At 43.3% G+C, this 22,225-nt stretch carries 28 protein-coding genes; 18 read left to right on the top strand and 10 right to left on the bottom strand.

The window, feature by feature from the left end:
- Position 1 precedes the first annotated feature (1 nt).
- Together CYCPU_RS0100820 and CYCPU_RS0100815 are read right to left on the bottom strand one after the other, a co-directional pair.
- The gene (locus tag CYCPU_RS0100820; RefSeq protein WP_020931848.1) at positions 2–556 is read right to left on the bottom strand and encodes a CDP-alcohol phosphatidyltransferase family protein; all 555 of its coding nucleotides are present in this window, start codon (positions 554–556) and stop codon (positions 2–4) included.
- Positions 557–1,633, bottom strand: a complete 1,077-nt coding sequence (locus CYCPU_RS0100815) for a DUF2066 domain-containing protein (RefSeq protein WP_033422292.1) — start codon at positions 1,631–1,633, stop codon at positions 557–559.
- A gap of 117 nt (positions 1,634–1,750) precedes the next feature.
- Here CYCPU_RS0100815 and purM point away from each other — a divergent pair, with 117 nt between their 5' ends.
- Genes purM through CYCPU_RS0100800 form a run of 3 tightly spaced genes read left to right on the top strand, consistent with a single transcriptional unit; the run spans position 1,751 to position 4,176 of the window.
- Positions 1,751–2,788, top strand: coding sequence for a phosphoribosylformylglycinamidine cyclo-ligase (purM, locus tag CYCPU_RS0100810; protein ID WP_016390366.1), 1,038 nt, complete (start codon positions 1,751–1,753; stop codon positions 2,786–2,788).
- 5 nt (positions 2,789–2,793) lie between these two features.
- A complete protein-coding gene (gene purN / locus CYCPU_RS0100805; protein ID WP_015004973.1) occupies positions 2,794–3,432 on the top strand; it encodes a phosphoribosylglycinamide formyltransferase in 639 nt (212 codons plus the stop codon).
- A 9-nt stretch (positions 3,433–3,441) separates the two neighbouring features.
- Positions 3,442–4,176 carry a DUF3108 domain-containing protein gene (locus CYCPU_RS0100800; protein ID WP_020161673.1) on the top strand — a complete coding sequence of 245 codons (735 nt, stop codon included), beginning with the start codon at positions 3,442–3,444 and terminating at the stop codon, positions 4,174–4,176.
- Positions 4,177–4,191: 15 nt separating this feature from the next.
- Here the strand turns inward: CYCPU_RS0100800 and dcd are convergent, their stop codons facing one another.
- Both dcd and apbC read right to left on the bottom strand, forming a co-directional pair.
- Positions 4,192–4,758: a dCTP deaminase gene (dcd, locus tag CYCPU_RS0100795; protein ID WP_015004971.1), complete on the bottom strand. Its 567-nt coding sequence runs from the start codon at positions 4,756–4,758 to the stop codon at positions 4,192–4,194.
- A gap of 11 nt (positions 4,759–4,769) precedes the next feature.
- Positions 4,770–5,855 carry an iron-sulfur cluster carrier protein ApbC gene (gene apbC, locus CYCPU_RS0100790; RefSeq protein ID WP_016390363.1) on the bottom strand — a complete coding sequence of 362 codons (1,086 nt, stop codon included), beginning with the start codon at positions 5,853–5,855 and terminating at the stop codon, positions 4,770–4,772.
- Positions 5,856–6,085: 230 nt separating this feature from the next.
- Here apbC and CYCPU_RS11870 point away from each other — a divergent pair, with 230 nt between their 5' ends.
- The 9 genes from CYCPU_RS11870 (at position 6,086) to CYCPU_RS0100745 (ending at position 14,321) form a co-directional block, all read left to right on the top strand.
- Positions 6,086–6,262 carry a DUF3012 domain-containing protein gene (locus CYCPU_RS11870; RefSeq protein ID WP_016390362.1) on the top strand — a complete coding sequence of 59 codons (177 nt, stop codon included), beginning with the start codon at positions 6,086–6,088 and terminating at the stop codon, positions 6,260–6,262.
- A gap of 182 nt (positions 6,263–6,444) precedes the next feature.
- Positions 6,445–8,478: a methionine--tRNA ligase gene (gene metG, locus CYCPU_RS0100780; RefSeq protein WP_016390361.1), complete on the top strand. Its 2,034-nt coding sequence runs from the start codon at positions 6,445–6,447 to the stop codon at positions 8,476–8,478.
- Positions 8,479–8,644: 166 nt separating this feature from the next.
- Entirely contained in the window at positions 8,645–9,226 is a 582-nt protein-coding gene (gene rsxA / locus CYCPU_RS0100775; RefSeq protein WP_016390360.1) for an electron transport complex subunit RsxA, read from the top strand.
- 3 nt (positions 9,227–9,229) lie between these two features.
- Complete coding sequence (gene rsxB, locus CYCPU_RS0100770) at positions 9,230–9,775, top strand: electron transport complex subunit RsxB (protein WP_015004967.1); 546 nt, start codon at positions 9,230–9,232, stop codon at positions 9,773–9,775.
- The gene (gene rsxC, locus CYCPU_RS0100765) at positions 9,772–11,298 is read left to right on the top strand and encodes an electron transport complex subunit RsxC (protein WP_015004966.1); all 1,527 of its coding nucleotides are present in this window, start codon (positions 9,772–9,774) and stop codon (positions 11,296–11,298) included. Before rsxB ends, rsxC begins: the two co-directional genes overlap by 4 nt.
- Before the next feature lie 3 nt (positions 11,299–11,301).
- The gene (rsxD, locus tag CYCPU_RS0100760; protein ID WP_020161672.1) at positions 11,302–12,327 is read left to right on the top strand and encodes an electron transport complex subunit RsxD; all 1,026 of its coding nucleotides are present in this window, start codon (positions 11,302–11,304) and stop codon (positions 12,325–12,327) included.
- Position 12,328: 1 nt separating this feature from the next.
- Positions 12,329–12,970, top strand: a complete 642-nt coding sequence (gene rsxG, locus CYCPU_RS0100755; protein ID WP_020161671.1) for an electron transport complex subunit RsxG — start codon at positions 12,329–12,331, stop codon at positions 12,968–12,970.
- Complete coding sequence (locus CYCPU_RS0100750) at positions 12,963–13,646, top strand: electron transport complex subunit E (protein WP_015004963.1); 684 nt, start codon at positions 12,963–12,965, stop codon at positions 13,644–13,646. The genes rsxG and CYCPU_RS0100750 overlap by 8 nt, the downstream gene beginning before the upstream one ends.
- 18 nt (positions 13,647–13,664) lie before the next feature.
- Positions 13,665–14,321 (top strand): energy transducer TonB, encoded by a 657-nt coding sequence (locus CYCPU_RS0100745; protein WP_232228499.1) that lies wholly within the window; start codon positions 13,665–13,667, stop codon positions 14,319–14,321.
- A gap of 4 nt (positions 14,322–14,325) precedes the next feature.
- On the opposite strand, the gene CYCPU_RS0100740 is transcribed toward CYCPU_RS0100745, so the two are convergent.
- Positions 14,326–15,147, bottom strand: a complete 822-nt coding sequence (locus tag CYCPU_RS0100740; protein ID WP_020161669.1) for a PHP domain-containing protein — start codon at positions 15,145–15,147, stop codon at positions 14,326–14,328.
- Positions 15,148–15,179: 32 nt separating this feature from the next.
- Between CYCPU_RS0100740 and CYCPU_RS0100735 the strand changes: the two genes are divergently transcribed.
- Genes CYCPU_RS0100735 through CYCPU_RS0100720 form a run of 4 tightly spaced genes read left to right on the top strand, consistent with a single transcriptional unit; the run spans position 15,180 to position 17,423 of the window.
- The gene (locus CYCPU_RS0100735; RefSeq protein ID WP_016390355.1) at positions 15,180–15,701 is read left to right on the top strand and encodes an FKBP-type peptidyl-prolyl cis-trans isomerase; all 522 of its coding nucleotides are present in this window, start codon (positions 15,180–15,182) and stop codon (positions 15,699–15,701) included.
- Positions 15,702–15,703: 2 nt separating this feature from the next.
- Positions 15,704–16,354: a glutathione S-transferase gene (locus CYCPU_RS0100730; RefSeq protein WP_020161668.1), complete on the top strand. Its 651-nt coding sequence runs from the start codon at positions 15,704–15,706 to the stop codon at positions 16,352–16,354.
- A 55-nt stretch (positions 16,355–16,409) separates the two neighbouring features.
- Complete coding sequence (locus tag CYCPU_RS0100725) at positions 16,410–16,901, top strand: LEA/WHy family protein (RefSeq protein WP_020161667.1); 492 nt, start codon at positions 16,410–16,412, stop codon at positions 16,899–16,901.
- Positions 16,902–16,958: 57 nt separating this feature from the next.
- On the top strand, positions 16,959–17,423 hold the full coding sequence (locus CYCPU_RS0100720) for a glycine zipper 2TM domain-containing protein (RefSeq protein ID WP_016390353.1): 465 nt from the start codon (positions 16,959–16,961) through the stop codon (positions 17,421–17,423).
- Positions 17,424–17,426: 3 nt separating this feature from the next.
- Here the strand turns inward: CYCPU_RS0100720 and CYCPU_RS0100715 are convergent, their stop codons facing one another.
- The 5 genes from CYCPU_RS0100715 to CYCPU_RS0100695 are packed head-to-tail and all read right to left on the bottom strand — an operon-like array spanning position 17,427 to position 21,213.
- On the bottom strand, positions 17,427–18,275 hold the full coding sequence (locus tag CYCPU_RS0100715) for an SPFH domain-containing protein (protein WP_015004956.1): 849 nt from the start codon (positions 18,273–18,275) through the stop codon (positions 17,427–17,429).
- Between the two features lie 20 nt (positions 18,276–18,295).
- Positions 18,296–18,754: an NfeD family protein gene (locus CYCPU_RS0100710; protein WP_232228498.1), complete on the bottom strand. Its 459-nt coding sequence runs from the start codon at positions 18,752–18,754 to the stop codon at positions 18,296–18,298.
- A 33-nt stretch (positions 18,755–18,787) separates the two neighbouring features.
- Positions 18,788–19,396 carry a DsbA family protein gene (locus CYCPU_RS0100705; RefSeq protein ID WP_020161665.1) on the bottom strand — a complete coding sequence of 203 codons (609 nt, stop codon included), beginning with the start codon at positions 19,394–19,396 and terminating at the stop codon, positions 18,788–18,790.
- Positions 19,389–20,198 (bottom strand): cobalamin-binding protein, encoded by an 810-nt coding sequence (locus tag CYCPU_RS0100700; RefSeq protein ID WP_020161664.1) that lies wholly within the window; start codon positions 20,196–20,198, stop codon positions 19,389–19,391. Before CYCPU_RS0100700 ends, CYCPU_RS0100705 begins: the two co-directional genes overlap by 8 nt.
- Positions 20,191–21,213, bottom strand: coding sequence for an integron integrase (locus CYCPU_RS0100695; RefSeq protein ID WP_020161663.1), 1,023 nt, complete (start codon positions 21,211–21,213; stop codon positions 20,191–20,193). The genes CYCPU_RS0100700 and CYCPU_RS0100695 overlap by 8 nt, the downstream gene beginning before the upstream one ends.
- Before the next feature lie 128 nt (positions 21,214–21,341).
- On the opposite strand from CYCPU_RS0100695, the gene CYCPU_RS0100690 reads away from it, so the two are divergent.
- Both CYCPU_RS0100690 and CYCPU_RS0100685 read left to right on the top strand, forming a co-directional pair.
- Positions 21,342–21,776, top strand: a complete 435-nt coding sequence (locus CYCPU_RS0100690; protein ID WP_020161662.1) for a hypothetical protein — start codon at positions 21,342–21,344, stop codon at positions 21,774–21,776.
- Between the two features lie 75 nt (positions 21,777–21,851).
- A complete protein-coding gene (locus CYCPU_RS0100685) occupies positions 21,852–22,193 on the top strand; it encodes a hypothetical protein (RefSeq protein WP_020161661.1) in 342 nt (113 codons plus the stop codon).
- The last annotated feature ends 32 nt before the right edge of the window (positions 22,194–22,225 follow it).

The following is a 22,225-nucleotide window of genomic DNA, read 5'->3' as shown; positions in this document are numbered from 1 at the left end:
ACTACTCCCGAACCTTCGCTTCCCATGCTTTAAACCCCCAGCTCCAAACATACTCCAAACCACTAATGACAGTAGTTGCAGCAACCGAATAAAGCGCAAACTCAATCCAACTGTGCGGTATAGGCACGATGCCTTGGCTGGCTATTAACAACACCAAATAAACGATCTGAAATGTCGTATTTAACTTACTAGAAAATGGTGGCGTGCCTTGAAACGTCTCAATCATCAAGTGATACGCTAGAGCGCCAAAAGACACAATGACGTCACGCAACAAAATCACAATAAATAGCCAAGCAGGCATTAAGCCTGTTAAGACGCATACTAAAAAGCAGGACACCAATAGCAACTTATCAGCTAATGGGTCTAGAAAAGACCCCAACTGGCTCGTCCAGTCATATCGCTTGGCTAAAAAACCATCTAATGCATCTGACAACCCAGCAATAATAAAAAGCGCCAAGGTCATCTGATACTGCTTGTTCCATAACAAATAGATGATTGGTAAAACTAATACAATCCTAATGACACTGATCAGGTTAGGAATATCGCGCCTATTCATTTAGTTGACTCGGTAGTAAAGAACTTTTTCCAATGGTTGAGCAGGCAAGCTATTGATATCGACACTAACCGGGGCAACTAGTCTTTGAGAACTACCCGGTGACAAAACATCGTTCAATGCAATGGTCTGTATCAATACCGACTCATCACCTGTGATAACTAGGTTCAGCACCACCTTATTTCCCTGTAATTGCTCCCAGTTTAATTTTTTTACCATATCAAGCGATGATAAATAGCCTGTAGCGCGAGTAAATGCCAGCAGGTCATCAACTCCAATCAGCTCAATTGTCAGCTTTTTTTCCAAGCTGACAATACCCATCGGGGCATAAATATCTGCTAGCTTTTCTGTCATTTCAATAAATACCGGCTGAAAAACAGTACTAACACCGGAGGATTTTTCCACCCCATCGTATTGCCGACCTTCACTTAGCCAGGTCCAGTTAAGCTGCCATATCCCGTTGGTTTTTAACAACCGAGCAAAGATTACCTGATTTGTACTATAACGTTGAGAAGCGAGCGCTATCTGCTCTGAAAAACCTGCCCGTATATCGTTAAAACTAACGGCTCTTTGATCTGCCAAATCTAACAAAGGTAGGGTCACTGCTAAGCCAGCATCTAACGACTCTTGTTTCAGCGCATCAGCCAATTCTTTGCCTGTGCTGCTATTGAGTATATAACGATCATTACCATCATCCACTGCTAACCATAACAACACATCCGGCCTATTAGCGCCCCAAACAGGCACATCAAACTGTTGCAAAGTTCGATCTAGTGCAGCTTTTTGAAACCTAACGATCAACCAATATCCGTTATCTTGATCTCTTTTTTTATACTGGAACTGCTCTACATAGGAGCCAACATTCGATAAGGCTTCCAGTAACGGCGAATTATTCAATGTACTACGACGGCCAGAGACTTTACGTACTACTGTATGAAGCGCCTGTTTAATGGCCTGATTACGCACAGACTGAGACTGGTCATCAACTGCTACTTGCGCCGTGTATAGGCCCTCTAACTGCACCGCATATGCCGGCACAGATAATAGTAACAATAAAATACTCACTAAAAAACGCATCATTACGCCCACAAAACCTTAATTAATAATAAGCTATAGCATAATATAGTTAGCCCTATTACTGCCAACAATTAACTCAACTGATATAATCTAACTTTTTATAACCGAATACAGTTTATTTTGAACGATTCAAAGAATAGCCTAAGCTATAAAGACGCAGGTGTTGATATTGATGCCGGCACACAACTCGTCGAACGAATAAAGCCTATTGCTAAGCGAACCCAGCGCGCAGGCGTCCTGTCAGGGCTGGGCGGCTTTGGCTCTTTATTTGAGCTACCACTCGATCGTTATAAAAAACCCGTTCTTGTCTCCGGCACCGATGGTGTTGGAACAAAACTTAAATTGGCTATGATGCTGAACAAGCATGACACGATCGGCATAGACCTTGTTGCCATGTGCGTCAATGACATTATCGTAACCGGCGCTGAACCTTTATTCTTTCTCGACTATTACGCAACAGGCAAACTAAATGTAGACGTGGCCAGTGACGTAATTGCAGGCATTGGAAAGGGCTGTGAATTAGCCGGTGCCGCACTGGTTGGCGGTGAAACCGCCGAAATGCCCGGAATGTATCATGGCGAAGATTACGACTTAGCAGGCTTTAGTGTTGGTATTGCTGAAAAAGACAACATCATTGATGGCACTGAGGTTGCCGTTGGCGATATATTAATTGGCCTTGCCTCATCAGGCGCACATTCAAATGGCTACTCATTAATTCGCAAAGTAATCGAACTACAAGACGACCTAAATCAAACATTGGACAACAAACCTCTTACCGATGTTTTACTCGAACCAACGCGTATTTACGTTAAGACCCTACTTGATTTAATTAGCAAACAACCCATTCATGCCATCGCTCATATTACCGGTGGCGGCATCACCGAGAACTTGCCCCGCGTCTTACCTGACAATACAGTAGCCAATGTAAAACTAGGTAGCTGGCCAACGCTCGCGTTGTTCGATTGGCTTCAAGAAGAAGGCAATATTAGCGATGAGGAAATGCTTAAAACTTTTAATTGCGGCATCGGCATGGTCCTTTGCGTCGCAAAAGACAATGTAGACGCTGTTCTCGCTCAACTTGAGTCAAGCGGAGAGTCTGCATTCATCATCGGCGATATTGCCCAAGCCGAGGGCGAACCCAAGGTTAACTACCTTTAATCATAATGAACTCCGACTATCGTATTGTCGTTTTACTATCGGGCTCTGGCACAACGCTCCAATCGATTATAGATACTGGCCTACCCGCCACTATTTCGGCGGTTATCAGTAACAAGCCCGGGGTTATGGGACTTAACCGTGCCAAAGAAGCCAATATTCCAACCCATGTTTTAGATCACACCACTTATTCATCACGTGAAGCCTTCGATCAAGACTTGCAGCAACAAATTGATGAATACAAACCTGATTTAGTGGTTTTAGCTGGGTTCATGCGCATTCTTAGCGATGACTTTGTGAACCATTATTACGGCAGACTCATCAATATTCACCCCTCTTTGCTGCCAAAATACAAAGGCATGCACACACACCAACGGGTTATGGACGATGGCGAGCCACTTCACGGTAGCAGCGTGCATTTTGTTAATACTGAGCTCGATGGCGGCCCTGTGGTTTTGCAAGCACGCTTACCGGTTCTTCCCAACGACAGCCCCGAGAGCCTTGAGCTTCGAATTAAAACGAAGGAACACCTTATTTACCCAACCGCCATTAGCTGGCTTGCCGAGGGGCGAATTGAACTAAAAGGCAACGAAGTCTATATGGATGGAAAAAAAATGAGCGGCCCAGTCGTCATGGATTACATGTAATGTAAGCAGATGAATATATTACTAAAAAAAACCAGCCTATTTATTATCGTCGTTTTTTTTAGTCTATTATCTACTCATACTTTTGCAGCTGACCAAACCCTTCCCACCTTTAAAGCCGAATACAAACTAAGCCATAATAATATTGAAATTGGCCACGTTTCATTAAACGTTAAAATGTTAGCCAATGGCCAATATCAGCTTCTCTCATCCACTGAAACAAGCGGCTTGCTTGCCTTCGTACGTGACGATATCGTACTTGAAAGCAGTCGATTTGAGCTCACTGAACAGCAAGTAAGGCCTTTATCCTACGAATACCAACAAACTCTTGGCGATGACAAGAAAAACATAAAATTGCACTTTGATTGGCAGACAAAAACACTTACAAATTCGTCAAAAGGGCACGATTGGAGGCTAACGCTAAGCAACGGCGTCTTAGATAAAGCGCTTTTACAATTAGCCCTAATGCAGGACTTAAAAAACCCGGCCGAAAAGTCGTTGAGCTACCAAATTGCCGATGGTGGAAAATTAAAAACCTATTCCTTTACTCAACTAGGCGACGAGCAAATTAAAGTAGCCGGAAAACAATACCAGACCATTAAACTTGCGCGTAAAAAAGACGATAAACCCTTGATTACCTATTATTGGTGCGCAAAGGAATTACATAACCTCCCCATTCTTTTACAACGTAAAAAAACCTATGGGACTTTTGAAATGCGCCTGCTAAGTGCCCATTTTGACAATTAGCAACACAACGCCTCGTTAAGCTTTAGGTAATGTAACGCCAGTTTGTCCTTGATACTTACCACCGCGATCGCCATATGATGTTTCACATATTTCGTCGGCACCTAAAAACAATATTTGCGCGACGCCTTCATTAGCATAAATTTTGGCTGGCAAAGGTGTGGTATTCGAAAATTCCAAAGTGACATGCCCTTCCCATTCTGGCTCCAATGGGGTGACATTAACGATAATGCCGCAACGCGCATATGTTGATTTACCCAAGCAAATTGTCAATACATCCCGTGGGATCCTTAGGTATTCAACCGTTCTTGCCAAGGCAAATGAATTAGGTGGAATAATGCAAACATCCGACTTAATATCAACAAAACTATTTTCATCGAAATTTTTAGGGTCAACCACTGCCGAATTAATATTCGTAAAAATTTTAAACTCATCAGAACATCGAATATCGTAACCATAACTCGATGTACCATAAGAAATAACTCGCCCCTCATCTGAGTGTCTCACCTGATGCGACTCAAAAGGCTCGATCATCCCTTTTTCATTCGCCATACGGCGAATCCAGCTGTCTGATTTAATACCCATAGCGAACCTAATTAATTAATAACAATGTTTGGAATTTTGCCACTAAAGTCTTTTGCTTTTACTGACAATGATGCGGCCAGTTTCCTAGCCATTTTTCTATAAATCACAGAAATTTGGCTGTCCGGGTCTAACGCAACGGTGGGGGTTCCAGTATCTGTGCTGGTTCGAATAGAGATATCCAACGGCAGCGCTCCCAAAAATTCAACACCATATTGTTGCGCCATCGCCTCGCCACCGCCTTGCCCGAAAATTGCTTCTTCGTGTTGGCAGTTTGAACAGATATGCAGACTCATATTTTCAATGATTCCGAGCACTGGGATATCCACTTTTTCAAACATTTTTAGGCCTTTCTTCGCATCAATCAAGGCGATATCTTGCGGTGTTGTCACCACGACAGAACCGGTTACAGGAACAGTTTGTGCCAAGGTTAAATGGATATCGCCGGTTCCCGGTGGCATATCAATAATTAAATAGTCAAGATCATCCCAATTTGTATCATTTAACAATTGACCTAAGGCTTGCGTAACCATCGGCCCACGCAAAATCATCGGTGTATCTTCGTCAACTAAAAAACCAACTGACATCACTTGCAGACCGTGGCTTTCCATTGGCTGTATGGTTCGGCCATCTGGCGAACTAGGGCGACCACTAATACCTAACATGGTCGGTTGACTTGGGCCATAAATATCCGCATCAAGAATGCCGACACGTGCACCTTCTGCAACAAGCGCCAACGCTAAATTAACCGATGTTGTTGATTTGCCGACCCCTCCTTTTCCAGAAGCCACAGCCACCATATTCTTTACACCATTCATTAATTTAACGCCCTTTTGAACAGCGTGTGGTTTGATGATCCAGCTAATCGTTACCTCAACACTGTTAATGCCATCGAGCTGCTGAAGATGCGCCGCAACTTCAGCCTCTAACTGCTCTTTAACGCCCGCAGCTGGGTACCCCAATATGAGCTCAACTCGAAGCTCACCATTGACCAGTGTTAAGTTTTTCAACGCCTTATTAGACACGATACTGTTACCCGTTAACGGGTCAATAAATTCTTTTAGGTGCTGCTCTATACCTGTTACTGACAATTCACTCATTTGTGCTCCAAATAGCCCTGCAATAAAACACTCTATTCTATACGTTTATTCGCAACTTTTGCGAATTTTAGGCACCGACTAAAAGCGCAAACCAAGCAACCATTTATAAGCCAGCCTCACATCATCGACAAGGGTTAATAAAATTATTAACACCTACGCGACTAATTTTAGTAGCATCTCCGTATCTCGTTTTCACAACACGTCTAACATCAATACTTTTAAGGACATCCATGAGCATCATTAAAAAAAGCGCCCTTAGCGCCCTTGTTATCACATTATTAACCCTTACAGCATGCACGCCAGAAGTTGGAAGTGACGCTTGGTGCACAGACATGAAAGAAAAATCTAAAGCTGATTGGACCGCTAACCAAACATCTGATTTTGCAAAAAACTGCGTTTTTAAATAACGTCATTTTAAATTCACAAACCGGACAACTTTTTTCATAAACTTAAAACATACCGTGTAAAGAATAAGCACAATGCCGAAGGCATTGTGCTTATTTTATGGGACAATACAGCCAAATAAACCAACGCCTATACAACACCATTTATTGTTAGGCTTACTTGCTCAACACTATCACCTTTATTTATGTCAAACGAAATAAGAAAAATTCTTGTTACCAGTGCTTTACCTTACGCTAACGGCCCTATTCATATTGGCCATTTAGTTGAATATATCCAAACTGATATCTGGGTGCGTTTTCAAAAACAGCGAGGACACACCTGTCATTATGTTTGCGCCGATGATGCACACGGCACACCCATTATGTTAAGGGCACAACAAGAAGGCATAACACCTGAGCAATTAATTGCAGACACATGGACTCAGCACAACGCCGACTTCCAAGACTTTAATATTGGTTTCGATAATTTTTATACAACCCATTCAGACGAAACACGCGACTTTGCCGAACTGATCTACAACCGCTTACATGAAAAGCAGCATATTCACAGCAAAACCATCACCCAAGCTTATGACCCGGTTAAGGAAATGTTTCTTCCTGATCGTTTTATCAAAGGCGAATGCCCAAAATGTGGTGCCGCCGATCAATACGGTGATAACTGTGAAGTCTGCAGTGCAACGTATTCCCCTACCGATTTAATTAACCCTGTTTCAGCTGTTTCAGGTGAAAGGCCCATTGATAAAGAGTCAGAGCATTTTTTCTTTAAACTGGGCGAATTTGAAGCCATGTTAAAAGACTGGACTCAATCTGGTCATCTACAAGAACAAGTATCTAACAAACTAAACGAATGGTTTGAAGTGGGCTTGCAAGATTGGGATATCTCTCGGGATGCGCCTTACTTCGGTTTTGAAATCCCTAACGCACCAGGCAAATTCTTTTATGTTTGGCTTGATGCGCCGGTTGGCTACATGGGCAGCTTTAAGAATTTATGCGACCAAAATGGGCTTGATTTTGACGAGTACTGGGGTAAAGACAGTAACACCGAGCTTTATCACTTTATCGGCAAAGACATTGTCTACTTTCATGCCTTATTTTGGCCAGCCATGTTAACAGGTGCTGGGTTTAGAACCCCAACCGCGATATTTTCTCATGGCTTTTTAACCGTTAATGGTGAAAAAATGTCAAAGTCTCGCGGCACCTTTATCAAAGCTCGCACTTATTTAGAGCACTTAAACCCTGAATATTTACGCTATTACTTTGCAGCAAAATTGAGCAACCGGGTTGAAGATATCGACCTTAACTTCGAAGACTTTAGCCAGCGCGTCAATACTGACCTTGTAAATAAAGTGGTAAACATTGCGAGCCGTTGCAGTGGCTTTATTAAAAAACGGTTTAATAATGAATTATCCGCTACGTGCTCCGAGCCTGAGCTATTCCAATCATTTGTTGAGGAAAACCACACTATTGCTGAACTGTACGAGTCACGCGAATACGGCAAAGCCATGCGCGCCATTTCTGCCTTGGCCGATAAAGCCAACCAGTATATTGACGAAAAACAGCCATGGGTCATTGCTAAGCAAGACAATTGCGATGCTGAATTACACGACATTTGCAGTGTCGGCATTAATTTATTTTATGTTATTGCCAGTTACTTAAAACCCGTTGTACCAACGATGGTTGCTAAAGCTGAAACATTTATCAACGCCGGCGAGTTTGCTTGGCCAGATGGGTTATCGCCTCTAACCGCTCACACCATCAATAAATTCAAACCCTTGATGGCCCGTGTTGACGCAGATAAGCTCAGCGCTTTAATTGAAGCATCGAAAGAAAACTTACTCTCAACCCCTACTGCCGCAAAAAGCCCAGCGACTAAAAAAATTGAAAAGATAGCCAATACTATCGAGTTTGACGATTTTGCTAATATTGATTTGCGCGTTGCCCTTATTGAAAAAGCCGAGCACGTTGAAGAGGCTGACAAATTACTTCGTTTAACACTAAGTTTGGGTGATGAAAGCCGGCAAGTATTAGCAGGGTTAAAATCTGCCTATACGCCTGAGCAACTTGAAGGCCGACTCACTGTTATGGTCGCTAATCTTAAACCACGTAAAATGCGCTTTGGCGTATCCGAAGGCATGGTTCTAGCCGCAGGTCCAGGTGGTGATGAATTATGGATCTTATCGCCAGACAATGGCGCAAAACCCGGAATGCGCATTAAATAAAAACCAGTATGGTGCAAAAAGTTGAGCATTTAATAAAAAGCCCCTATAATTCTTAAATTGAATATTAAATACAATTTTCATTCTATCTGGTTATATGAGGCGCTAACAATCAACCATACGATTTGAACTAATGGCTATATACTAGTCAAAACCCTTTATTTACCCTATGTCTGAATACCTACTCATTTTAGTCAGCACCATACTAGTCAACAACTTTGTGTTGGTGAAATTTCTCGGCTTGTGCCCCTTTATGGGTGTTTCAAACAAGCTGGAAACTGCTATGGGTATGGGATTTGCGACAACATTTGTACTTACCCTAGCGTCCATTTGCAGTTATTTAGCCAATCATTATTTACTGGCTCCTTTAGGCTTAGAATATTTGCGGACCATTACTTTTATTGTTGTTATTGCTGTCGTTGTGCAAATGACCGAAGCTATCGTCCATAAAACAAGCCCCTTACTGCATCAGGTTTTAGGTATTTATCTGCCGCTTATTACCACTAATTGCGCTGTCTTAGGTGTCGCCTTATTAAGCGTTCAAGAAGAGCATAATTTTATAGAGTCTGGCTTATATGGCTTTGGTGCCGCTTTAGGGTTTTCTTTGGTGTTGGTATTATTTTCCACCATTCGAGAACGCATTACAGTGTCTGACGTGCCCGAGCCATTTAAAGGTAATGCTATTGCTTTAATCACTGCGGGCTTAATGTCAGTTGCCTTTATGGGCTTTTCAGGCTTGATTAAATTCTAACTCATGTCTTTTTTTATACTCATTATTTTATTCGCCGCACTTGGTATCCTTCTTGGGTATGCCGCTATTCGCTTTAAGGTAGAAGGTGACCCACTGGTTGATAAAATTGATGCTGTCTTACCACAGACTCAATGCGGTCAATGTAACTTCCCTGGCTGCCGACCATACGCACAAGCTATTGCCAATGGTGATGCTGACATCAATCAATGCCCACCCGGTGGCGAAGCAGGCATTATCGCCCTTGCAGACTTATTAGGGGTTGAACCCAAACCACTCAACGAAGAAAACGGCGTTGAAAAAGCAAACTTAGTGGCGGTTATTGATGAAAATACCTGTATTGGTTGCAAACTCTGTATTCAAGCCTGCCCTGTAGACGCTATTCTAGGTGCACCCAAACATATGCATACCGTTATCGAAGCAGAATGCACGGGGTGTGAATTGTGCGTATCCCCTTGCCCTGTTGAGTGCATAACAATGGAGCCTGTGGCAACAACCTTGTCCCTTTGGGAGTGGGAAAAGCCTAAATCTTCTGAAGAGAAAAACTCATGAAACTATGGTCATTTAAAGGTGGTCTACCATCGCTTGCCGACCATAAAAATGAGTCGGTCAACTTACCCATTGAAATAGCACCTGTACCAAAGCACTTAATTTACCCTTTAGGCCAGCACATTGGTAATGCTGCAAAACCGCTGGTTAACGTTGGCGACACTGTGCTACGTGGGCAAAAAATAGCTGAAGCGCAAGGCATGATCAGCGCACCGATTCATGCCAGCAGCTCTGGCACTGTAATAAGCATTGCCGACCACCTAATCCCCCACCCTTCTGGTTTTTCTGCGCCCTCTATAACAATAGAAACTGATGGCCTCGATACCGAAGTAACGCCAACACCTCAGGCTGACTTCAAACAGTTATCGGCTGAGAAACTGGTTCAACTGATTCGTGAAGCTGGGATTGTTGGCCTAGGTGGCGCCGCATTTCCTACCGCGATCAAACTTAACACGCAAAGCAAAGCTATCCAAATCGACACTTTAATTTTAAACGGTGCCGAGTGTGAACCTTATATCTCCTGCGATGATCGGCTATTAAAAGAGCGCTCCGATCGCATCGTAGAAGGCATTGAAATTCTGCTACATATGACCGGCGCAAAGCGTGCGATTCTTGCTATTGAAGACAATGTACCCGACACGTTTAAGACCGTTCAACGCACCATAGCCGAGCACCAAAACAGCATTATTAGCGCCGTTCAAATTCCAACTATCTACCCAACAGGTGGCGAAAAACAACTGATTCAAACCCTAACGGGTAAAGAAGTTCCCAGCGGCAAAATTCCTGCGGACATTGGCATTGTATCTATTAATGTTGGTACTGTTTACGCCGTTCAACAGGCGGTTATTGAAGGTAAACCGCTAACATCAAGAATTATCACCGTCACCGGAGAAGGGGTTAATAAACCTCATAACCTTGAGGTTAGATTAGGCACGCCTATTAAAGCACTGATTGATATTTGCAATGGCTACACAAAATTTGCCGAACGCTTAATTATGGGCGGTCCAATGATGGGCTTTGCGTTGTTAAACGACGATATCCCCATTATCAAAGCAACCAACTGTATTCTAGTTGCCAGCAAACAAGAAGTAGTCACCGAAAAACAAGCCATGCCCTGTATTCGCTGCGGCTTATGCGCCAGCGTATGCCCGGTTTCGCTACTCCCACAACAGCTGTATTGGTATAGCCGTTCTGAGCAGCTAGAAAAGGCTGAAAAACTAAATTTATTTGATTGTATTGAGTGCGGCTGTTGCGATGTCGCGTGCCCCAGCCATATTCCATTGGTACAGCATTTTCGATATGCAAAAAGTGCCTTAAAAGTACAAAAACATGAAAAGCATTTATCAAATGTGGCCCGTGAACGCTTTGAAGCAAGAGAAGAACGTATCGCTCGTGAGAAAGCAGAACGCGCAGAACGTTCTCGCAAAAAGAAAGCAGCGTTAAAAAACAAACCTGCTAAGGAAGAAATTGATGCTGCTGTTAGTCGCTCAAAAGCCAAGAAAAACCCAACACCAGACGAGGGCTAAACTGTGCATTTTTTAACCTCTAACGCGCCCTTTATTGAACCGCAAAATAGTATTCAGAAAATGATGCTCTGGGTTCTTATTGCATTAGTGCCGGGCATCATTACGATGATTTGGCAATTTGGCCTAGGCGTTTTAAGCAATATTATTATCTGTGTTTCCACCGCCGTTATCACTGAGGCGGTCATGTTGAACCTTCGTAACAGGCCTGTACTCCCTTTTCTGTCTGACCTAAGCGCCGTAGTAACTGCCGTACTTTTAGCACTTGCCTTACCCACCATCGCACCATGGTGGATTCCGTGCATAGGTACTTTTATTGCTATTGTTATTGCCAAACACTTATACGGCGGGCTCGGTTATAACCCGTTCAATCCAGCGATGGTTGCCTTTGCCGTCTTGATGGTTTCTTTTCCAAAAAGCATGACCGTTTGGATGCTGCCCTATTCAATGCTACCTGCCGATAGCAGCTTTACTGATCTACTGCCCATTATTCTAGATCAACAACCTAAACAAGCACTAATTGACGCAATAACCGCCGCAACACCACTCGATGAAATGAAGACGCAGCTCAGCCTGAATCAAACCATCGGTGAAATACGCTCATCATCTATATTTGGTAGTCTGTCAGGTGAAGGCTGGCAATGGGTGTCTATTGCTTACCTTGTGGGCGGCCTTCTATTAGTATTTAAAAAAATCATTAGCTGGCATATTCCTGTCGGTTTGTTAAGTGGCTTGTTCACCATCAGCGTTGCTTTCTACCTACTGGAACCTAGCGTGACACCATCACCGTTGTTTCACTTGCTTAGCGGTGGCGCCATACTCGGTGCTTTCTTTATCGCTACCGATCCGGTTACCGCAGCCGCGACCTTAAAGGGCCGCTTTATTTATGGCGTTTTAATTGGCTTACTCACTTACATTATTCGCACATGGGGTGGTTACCCCGAAGGCATTGCTTTTGCAGTTATCCTTATTAATATGGCCGTTCCACTGATCGACCATTACACGCCTCCACGCGTTTATGGGCACCACTAATATGGCTAATAATAAAACATCAATTCTAAAGTCTGGCTGGGTGCTCGGCTTGTTTTCGCTAATTGGCATTGGGCTTGTCTCGCTCACTTATTCGATAACACATGAAAAAATTGCAGATAATGAGCGCTTATTTATTTTACAAAACCTACGTGAGCTAGTCCCTGAAACGCTTCATGATAACGACCTGCTAACAGATACACTTCAAGTCGTAGACCCAAGCGCCTTTGGAAATAAACACGAAGTCACTATTTATAAAGCCATCAAAAACAACCAACTGATGGCCATCATTGCTTCACCGACTGCAGCGGATGGCTACAATGGCTCTATCAAACTATTGGTGGCTATTCGAGCGAATGGCGAACTAATTGGTGTTCGCGTGGTCTCACATCACGAAACACCGGGGCTAGGCGATGCCATTGATACCAACAAGAGTGATTGGATCTACGGCTTTAATGGACGTTCATTAAACAACCCTGTAAGCCGTTTATGGCAGGTTAAGAAGGACGGAGGTCGTTTTGACCAATTTACTGGCGCTACTATTACACCTAGAGCCGTCGTTAAAGCAGTGTTAAGAACCTTACAATATTATCAAGCCAATCAAGAAACATTAACAACCATTACCCAAGCAACTAACAATGGATAGTTACAAACAAATTTTAAAAAATGGTCTTTGGGATAACAACCAAGCCTTCGTTGCTCTACTAGGGCTATGCCCCTTGCTGGCAGTGAGTAATACCGTTATTAACGGTTTAGGTCTTGGGCTGGCAACCACCCTCACCCTCGTATTATCCAATGCTATTGTGTCTATTATTCGGCGACAAGTGGGTAGCGAAATTAGGTTGCCCGTTTTTGTACTCATTATTGCCTCCATTGTCACCGCCATTGAGCTGCTCATGAATGCCTTCTTTTACGAGCTATACCTCATACTTGGCATCTTTATTCCACTGATTGTGACCAATTGTTCCATTATTGGCCGCGCAGAGGCCTTTGCATCCAAAAACCCTCTTGGTACATCCGTGGTAGATGGTTTAGCTATGGGGCTTGGCTTTACTGCCGCTTTAGTTATTCTAGGCGCCGCACGTGAAATTCTTGGCTCTGGAACTTTATTTGCAAACGCTCATTTAATGTTTGGAGACGCGGCTAAAGACATGGTCATTTATGTCATTCGCGATTACGAAGGCTTCTTGCTCGCTATTTTACCGCCGGGAGCCTTTATTGGTTTAGGCCTACTTATTGCGCTAAAAAATGTTATTGATAAGCGACTTGCAAAACCAAGTACTCAAACAGTCACTTTATCAATGGACCCTGAAAAAGCCTGATTATAATTCGTGAGTAGCGTGGCACAGTCATGGGGGTCGGTTATTTACAAGCCAAAGTCAGTGCTGCTATTTGTCTTTATTTCGTTTGTAGCTCATGCCATTGTTGTGGCTCTTGCCTATCAAACCGGTATTTTTTCAAGCGATGATATTGACAGCATTGCCACTAAGAAAATAAGTATTTCTTTGGCTGTGCCAACGCCTATCACTCCGCCAACCCCCATTAAACCGCCTGAACCTAAGCCAAAGAAAGTAACACCGAAAAAAATTGTCACAAAGGCAGCTACAGCAAAAAAAGTAAGCCCAAAGCCCAAGAAAGTGGTCAAAAAAAAGGCACCCGCTGCAACGCCTAAAGTAACACCCAAAAAGGTCGCTTCTCCCCTGCCATCGCCGGTTAAAAAACCAGCCCTTTTTATGTCGCCACAGCCAACCTATCAACCTAAGCCAAAATACCCAAGCGTTGCAAGGCGAAGAGGCGTTGAAGGTTCGGTTATTTTTGATCTTTCAGTGGCTAATGATGGGCGTGTTACCCGAGCAATTATTATTCAAAGCTCTGGCTCATCTGCCCTTGACCGATCTGCCTTAAAAACAATTCAAACGTGGCGATTTCCTGCTAGCAAATTCAACTCTCTTTCCACCTATAAGCAAAAAATCGAGTTTCGACTGAACAGTTACTAAGCGCTTACCAGTCTAGCCAAATCGGTTTGCATACCGTTGGAAATGCTGACATTGCACCAATATCACTCCACTGACTCGATTGATGAAAATCCGAGCCACACGAAGCCAGTAAGCCTTTTTCAACACACAGCCTAGCCAATCTGTCCGTTTCTTGCTTGGTTTGCTGGCCAGAGACAACTTCCATCCCTCTACCACCTGCTGCAATAAAATCATCCAATAACGCCGACCGCTTAGTCCATGTCATTTTATACTTCAGTGGGTGCGCTAATACTGCCACCCCGCCTGCCTTTACTATCCAGTCGATAATGTTCGGTAACTCTGCCCAGCATTGTTTTACATCGCCCGGCTTTCCATCTCCCAAGTATTTCTTGAACGCCGTGGAGATATTCTTAACCACACCGAGTTCAACAAGATGCTGTGCAAAATGGGGCCGCCCAATCTGGCTATGGTTAGCAATTTCACTAACCCGATTAAAATCGATGGGGCCAACCAGTTTAGTTAACCGTTTGGCAATAATCTGTGCTCGATCAGCCCGTGCTTTTCCCTGCTGAGCGACCCCTTCTTTAATCGATGCACTATCGAGGCTTAAGTTCAAACCGACAACATGAACACCCACCCCTCGCCATTGCGTTGACAGTTCAACACCAGGAATAATCTTCAAGCCGTCATAACTGGCTGGCGACAATTGCTCATAAGCATCTACCGTATCATGGTCAGTAATGGCTAACATCTCAACACCCTTTGCTTTCGCCCGTTCAACCAAGTCATTGGGGGTTAATGTCCCATCAGAAATAAGGGTATGCGAATGAAGATCAATTTTTTTCATGCCATGAAGTTTACACCGTGAGGCAAACTTGAATGTTAAAATTGTTATTTATTGACCACAAACTTTTAACCATGCAGATTACTAAAGACACCGTTGTACGATTTAACTACATCTTAAAAAATGACGAACAAGAAATTATTGAGCGCTCTTCGGCTCAAGAACCCATCGCGTATTTACAAGGTCATGGCGGCATGATTCGTGGTGTTCAATTAGCACTTGAAGGCAAACAAGCAGGCGATAAGTTTAGCGTCAGTGTTGAACCAAAAGATGGTTATGGCGAACGTCTAGATAATTCAATTCAAAGCGTTCCAGTCAAACATTTAATGGGCGCTAAAAAATGGCGTCCAGGCATGATTGCCACCGTGCAAACTGAAAAAGGTCAGCACCAAGTCAACGTCGTAAAAGTGGGTAAATTTATGGCTAAGGTAGACACCAATCACCCCCTTGCAGGACAAACGCTTCACTTTGACATTGACATTGTTGATGTTCGAGCCGCCACACAAGAAGAAATTTCACACGGGCATGCTCATGGCGCAGGCGGCCACCACCACTAAACGTGACCTCTACAGCCAACACGCCCATTTTATATTCATTTCGTCGCTGCCCCTATGCCATGCGAGCCCGCTTAGCAATAAAGCACGCTGGTATTAAGGTGATCTTGCGTGAAGTTGTCTTGCGCAACAAGCCACCTGCCATGTTAGCGATCTCACCTAAAGGAACTGTGCCTGTGCTTCAGTTACCCACTGGTGAAGTCATTGATGAAAGCTGGGAAATTGTGCACTGGGCAACATCAATAAACGATAGCCAGTCCCTAAGGGGTTCTTCGGCGCGGGTTTTAGACGCTAACCGCCTAGTATCACTGAATGATAATGAATTTAAACAACACCTCGATCACTATAAATATGCTGATCGATTTCCCGACTTCTCAGCGGAGCACTATCGTACACAAGCTGAGGCTTTTCTTAGCCTTTTAGATCAACGATTAGCAGCGCATTCTTTTCTACTGGACGATGAACCCTCGATTGCAGACATTGGCATTTTTCCCTTTATTCGCCAGTTTGCGCATGTAGACATTGATTGGTTCAAGCAAACCCCTTACCCGTATTTGCAGCGCTGGTTTGAACACTATCTTTCTTCTGAACTGTTTACTAGCATTATGAACAAATACCCAGCTTGGGAAGAAGGCCAAGATACTCTTTTGTTCTAACCCTTTCTTTTAGCTTCTGCCTAGCATAAGATTAAAACCCGCCACGGAGATAACCATGCGTTTCCTTACACACCAACTTCTAGTTCCATTTATAGCTCTACTAACCTTGGCAGGTTGCGCCGGTATTACCTATCATGCACAACCACCGCAAATCAGCCTTAATAATATTGAACTGGTTAACGCACAACTGCTAGAGCAAGAATACGCATTAACCTTACGCATTCAAAATACAAACGACTTCCCGTTTTTCATTAAAGGGCTTAGTTATCAATTAGAAATTAATGGATCAGAATTTGCGCACGGGGTCAGCAGCCAATCGGTCAATATATTGCCTTATCAAGAAGCCTACCTAACGGTCTCTCTGATCAGCAATACATTGGGCGTAATCAGACAACTAGAAACACTCTCTGGCACTAACAAGACTGATTTACACTTTCGTTTAACCGGTAAAGTCAGCCATGGCACCGTTAACATTCCTGCCTCTATGTACAGCTTACCCTTTGTAAAAGAAGGTACCTTAAACCTTAATACGCTCTTAAAGAAATGAACCAACCAGAGATCTTTGTACTCTGACTTACAACAGCCTTTAAAAAAAGGAGACATCATGAAGCTGCTACTTCCAATCACCTTATCTTTACTATTAATCGCTTGTGCTGGCCCCAACCCATATGGCCCATCCAGCGAAGGCTACACCCGTAGTGAAGCTAATCAAACCTTACACGTCACAAATGGCATCATCCTTGATCTTCAGCCAGTCACCATCGATTCAGAAGGCAACGCCGTCGGTAAAATTGCCGGTGGTTTAATTGGCGGCATTGGTGGCAGCAGTGTTGGTAGCGGTCGAGGCAGTGCTGCCGCAGCCGTGGCGGGCGCAGTTGTCGGTGGTATTGTCGGCAACAAAGCCGAGGCTATGTATAACAAGGCCAATGGCGTGCAAATTACTATTCAGCTCGATAACGGCCAAGTACAATCCGTTGTACAAGAAGTTAACGAAAACGTTATGTTTAGAAAAGGCGACCACGTCAAACTGATTCGCAGCGCCTCTGGCAAAGTTCGCGTTATTCAATAAGCCTTAACGCCCACCCAACATGCCTTTAATTGCTGCCGGCAAATCTGCCGGTAGCAAAATGGTTTTTGCGTTATCTGAATTTGACATATCTTGTATTGCATCGACATATTTCTCACCCAGAATATACATCACCGGCAATTCCTTATCTTGAATCGCTTCAGCTACTTTAGTAATAGCCAACTTACTCGCTTCTGCCAATACTACTTGCGCCTCTGCATCTCGTCTTGATGCATCTAAACGACCTTCCGCTTCCAAAACGGCAGCGGCTTTTTCACCTTCTGCCCGAGTCACCGTTGCGCGACGTTGCCTTTCTGCAGCCGCTTGCTCTTCCATTGCATTTTGCATTGTGCCAGATGGGGTAATATCTTGAATTTCAACGGTTTTAAGCGTAATCCCCCAGTCTGAAATATCATCTGAAATAGCTTCTTTTAAACGTGCTTTAATTAATTCTCTAGAGGTTAATGCATCATCCAACTTCATTTCACCCACAATAGACCTAAGCGACGTTTGTACCAAGGTTCTAATGGCTAGCTCATAGTCTTCCACGCCATACACAGCACGTTCTGGCGCCACAATATTAATGTACGCAACCGCATTAGCAATAATCACTACATTATCTTGCGTAATCACCTCTTGGGAGGGAATATCCAACACAATGTCTTTCGTGGTAACACGATAGGCAACTTGGTCTATGTATGGCACCACCAAATTTAACCCCGGCCCTAATGTTTTATGAAACTTACCAAGGCGTTGCACAACAAACTTAGACCCTTGGGGCACCAATTTAACCCCCATCGCAACCGTTAAGAACACTAGCCCAAAAAATACCGCCGCTACAATAAGTCCTTCCATTGTTAACTCCTTTTTTTAAATTACGTTACTTTGTTAACCACAAGCGTATTACCCGAGGCTTCTTTAATCATCACTTTATCGCCGACTATCACAGGGTCTTCACAGATAAACTCCCATTCATCATCACCCAAAATAGGGGTCGTAAAACGCACATGCCCACGCGATGCTTCACTGGGCGCTTTAATCACCATTCCCGTTTCACCTGCAATCGCTTCTTGCGTAATACCCGCCTTAGTACGATCGATCATTTTGGGGCGCAAAAATTTAAACCAGCCCGCAGCAAAAACAACCGAAAAAATGGTCCAAATAAACAATTGCCAACCGAGCGTTAACGAGGGTACTAAGACCAAAAAAGCAGCCACAACAACAGCACCCAAACCAAACCATAGCACTGTAAAACTGGGCACAAAAATCTCAAACCCCACCAGCAACATACCCAGCACTAACCAGTGCCAATAAACCAACTCAAGCTCCATCATCACTGTTCCTTTTATTTATTCGGCTTTACCGTGTTAGCTTAACTGATTTAATAGTACCTGTGGGTCGTTATAGTCATAGCGTAACAACCGGGTCTGTTCGCCCTGCTGTAACACGATACTTGGAAAGCTACTGGCACCCATACTTCTAGCCAATTTTATTTCCATCAATAATTGCTGCTGAGTACTTGAGTGATTCAATAAGGCCGAAAACTCGCTTTGATCAAGCCCTATCTCGCCAGCACATTCTATTAACACCTCGTCATCGGCTGGGTTTTTAGCGTGCAAATAATACGCCTGTTGAATCGCCAATAGCATCGGCTTTTCTGCTGCTCTATCCAGCATTCTTGCAGCAATTAAGGCACGGCATGATGGATACGTTGAGCGCCGTGGCTTACAAACAGTCCAAAAGTCGTGATTAAACTCGGTACCTGGAACATGCTGCTGAATGCGATACCAGCCCTCACTAATTTTCTCTTGCAAGTCGGTAGCCATTGGCTGGTCACTGTCTGGCGCAAGCCCTCCTAATAAATAACGTACCTCAATAGAGCTGGGCAAACTAGACTGTATTGCGGCCCATGTTTTATTAAATGCCCAACACCAACTACACATTGGGTCGTGTACGTAATACAGCACCTTATCCATATAGCATCACCCAGTTGTTAATAATAGTTTGTAGCTGACGCAAGCCATCGGTCAGCGCAGCTGGCCCCGGTTGTAAAATATCCACCGATTTAATCTCAAACAGTTGATTCGTTTTTACCGCAGGAATAACATCCCAGCCCTCACGCTCAGCCACTCGCTCTGGTCGAAACTTTTTACCGCACCACGAACCAATAATAATATCCGGCGCGCGGTCAATCACCGTCTTAGGGTCGGCAATAATTCTATCTTTACCCCCCCCTTGTTTTGATAACTCGGGGAAACAATCCACACCCCCTGCTATTTCAGCCAGCTCAGACACCCATCGAATTCCAGAAATTAATGGGTCATCCCATTCTTCAAAATAAATGCTCGGTTTTTTCTTAAAGCCACTGGCTTGCTCAACACATTGTTTAATATTTTGCTGGTATTGGTTCACCAGCACCGCCGCTTTTTCAGGCTCACCAATCAACGCGCCTAAGGTATGCAGCATGGTAAAAATTTCACCCACTGAACGCTGATTAAACACATGCACCTGCAAACCAGCCCTAACAAGTTCAGCTGCAATATCCGCCTGCATATCGGAAAAACCCAGCACCAAATCCGGCTTTAAGGCCAAAATTTTATCAATTTTAGCCGAGGTAAATGCCGACACTTTAGGCTTTTCCTTACGGGCCATCGCGGGGCGCACAGTAAAGCCCGAAATACCTACAATGCGCTGTTGCTCTCCCATTAAATACAAGGCTTCGGTGGTTTCTTCAGTTAGGCACACAATGCGTTGTGCGCCGGTGTTTTTTCTATTCATTCAATCCCTCTAAACGTTCTAAGGGGCTAATCACCCCATCCATGTTTTCTTGTAATACATGGGTGTAAATTTCAGTGGTTTTAACATCTTTATGGCCCAATAATTTTTGCACCACGCGAATATTTGTACCGGCTTCCAACAAATGTGTCGCAAACGAATGCCTTAAGGTATGACTCGTGACTCTTTTATTGATATTGGCTTTTTGCTTTGCCTCACGAATAGATTTTTGAATACCCGACTCATTAAGGTGATGACGCCTTATTTCACCATCTCGCGGGTCGACTGATAAATTCTTAGATGGGAATACATATTGCCACTCCCAACTTGAAGCTGCCTTAGGGTATTTTTTAGCCAGCGCACCCGGTAAGTAAACATTCGCTTCACCCGCTGCAAGATCTTTCTCAAATAATGACCTGGCTTTTTCTAGCTGTAACTTTAAATCCGTTACAACCGTAGCCGCCAAAGGTGTTTTTCTCTCATTACCACCCTTGCTATCTCTAATCATAAGATAGCCATTAGCAAAATCAATATCTTGTACCCGTAAGCGCGACACCTCCAATACCCTTAAGCCGCCACCATACATTAAACGAGCCATCAAACCCCTCACTCCCCGCATATGTTTTAAAAGCTCAACCACCTCACCTTTACTCAAAACAACAGGAATTCGCACTGGTTTTTTGGATCGTGCCGCCGAAATATTCTCCGCCACAGGCATATCAAGAACCTTTTTATACAAAAAAACAATCGCATTCATTGCAAGATTCTGAGAAGAGGCCGAATAGTTCTTATTCAGTGCCATATCTGACAAAAATGCCTCAATGTCAGCCTTACCCAATTCGTTAGGGTGCCTTTTATTATTAAAACGGATAAAAGCTAAGATCCATTTGATATACGACTCTTCAGTACGCAAGGCATAATGATGATACCGAAGAACTTCTCGAACCTGATCCATTAAACGTTTGGATTGTGGTCGAAAAATTGACTTATTCTCTGAAGGGCTATTGAAATTGGACATAACGTAAATTACCTCCTGTTTTTTCTTGATTATCGCATTACAGGGAATTATATTCCTTATAAGTAAAGAAATTACAGGGAGTTTTTATTCCCCTTAATAACTAGTTATACGTAAAGGAGCCGGTGAGCATGGATGATCTCATCAAGCTGTCAAAATTTATCAGGTCACTATTTGCAAAAGAAAAGGAAAAAATCGGACTTCCTTTCTTTTATGGCTTCCCTAATAATTCATGTGAAGGCTCCTCTTGCTTGTTAGCGTGGATTTTAATAGAGAAATTTCCTGATTTATCCGTTGAGGTGATTCATGGAAAAGATAAAGAATCAGAAAGCCATTTTTGGGTTGAAGTTGATGGGTTGATTTTCGACATCACAATAGATCAATTTCCAGAATTTTCAGAACCCATTTATGGTTACTCAAATCACCCTATGGTTAATCAATATACAGAAATAAAAAGATACTTTGCATTAGAATTTCTTTATAAATATATTAATTATTCCGCTAATATAGAGGATGTTAATCAGGCTTATAATTATGTTAATAATGCCCTTACGAAATACGTATAACAAGTGGGTCAAAGGCGACGCGGAAAAAGCCCGCGCGCTTTACCCTAAGCGTTAGCTTCCACAAATAGAGGATATATGGAGTATATAGAAGTAGTAATTGGAACTATTGCCTTAGCTATAGCGGTTTGGGCTTTACATTTACAGAAAAAGGAAATAATTAAGAATGGAAAAATAAACTCTCTTATTCACTCCGCATCACTAATCCAAGAAAAAATTGACTATCACTCTAAAATTATAGATGACTTGAAGTCCCAAGGTAAAACCCAGAAAGAATGGGGTGGCCATGCGGTAAAGATAAACAGTAATTTGCGGCCTCTTAAAGAAAGAATAAATGTCGAATTTTTAAACATAGCCTCTAAATATGATGGCATTCTTCATGAAAAAGAAATTAGGGACTCACTTAACATTAAAAGCTAACAAAACGCTCAAAAGAAAAATAAGGGGGTCAG

The sequence above is a fragment of the Cycloclasticus pugetii PS-1 genome (assembly GCF_000384415.1).
Lineage (GTDB): Bacteria > Pseudomonadota > Gammaproteobacteria > Methylococcales > Cycloclasticaceae > Cycloclasticus > Cycloclasticus pugetii.
Note: the sequence above shows the minus strand (reverse complement) of the source record. Positions and strands in the feature narration are given on the sequence as shown.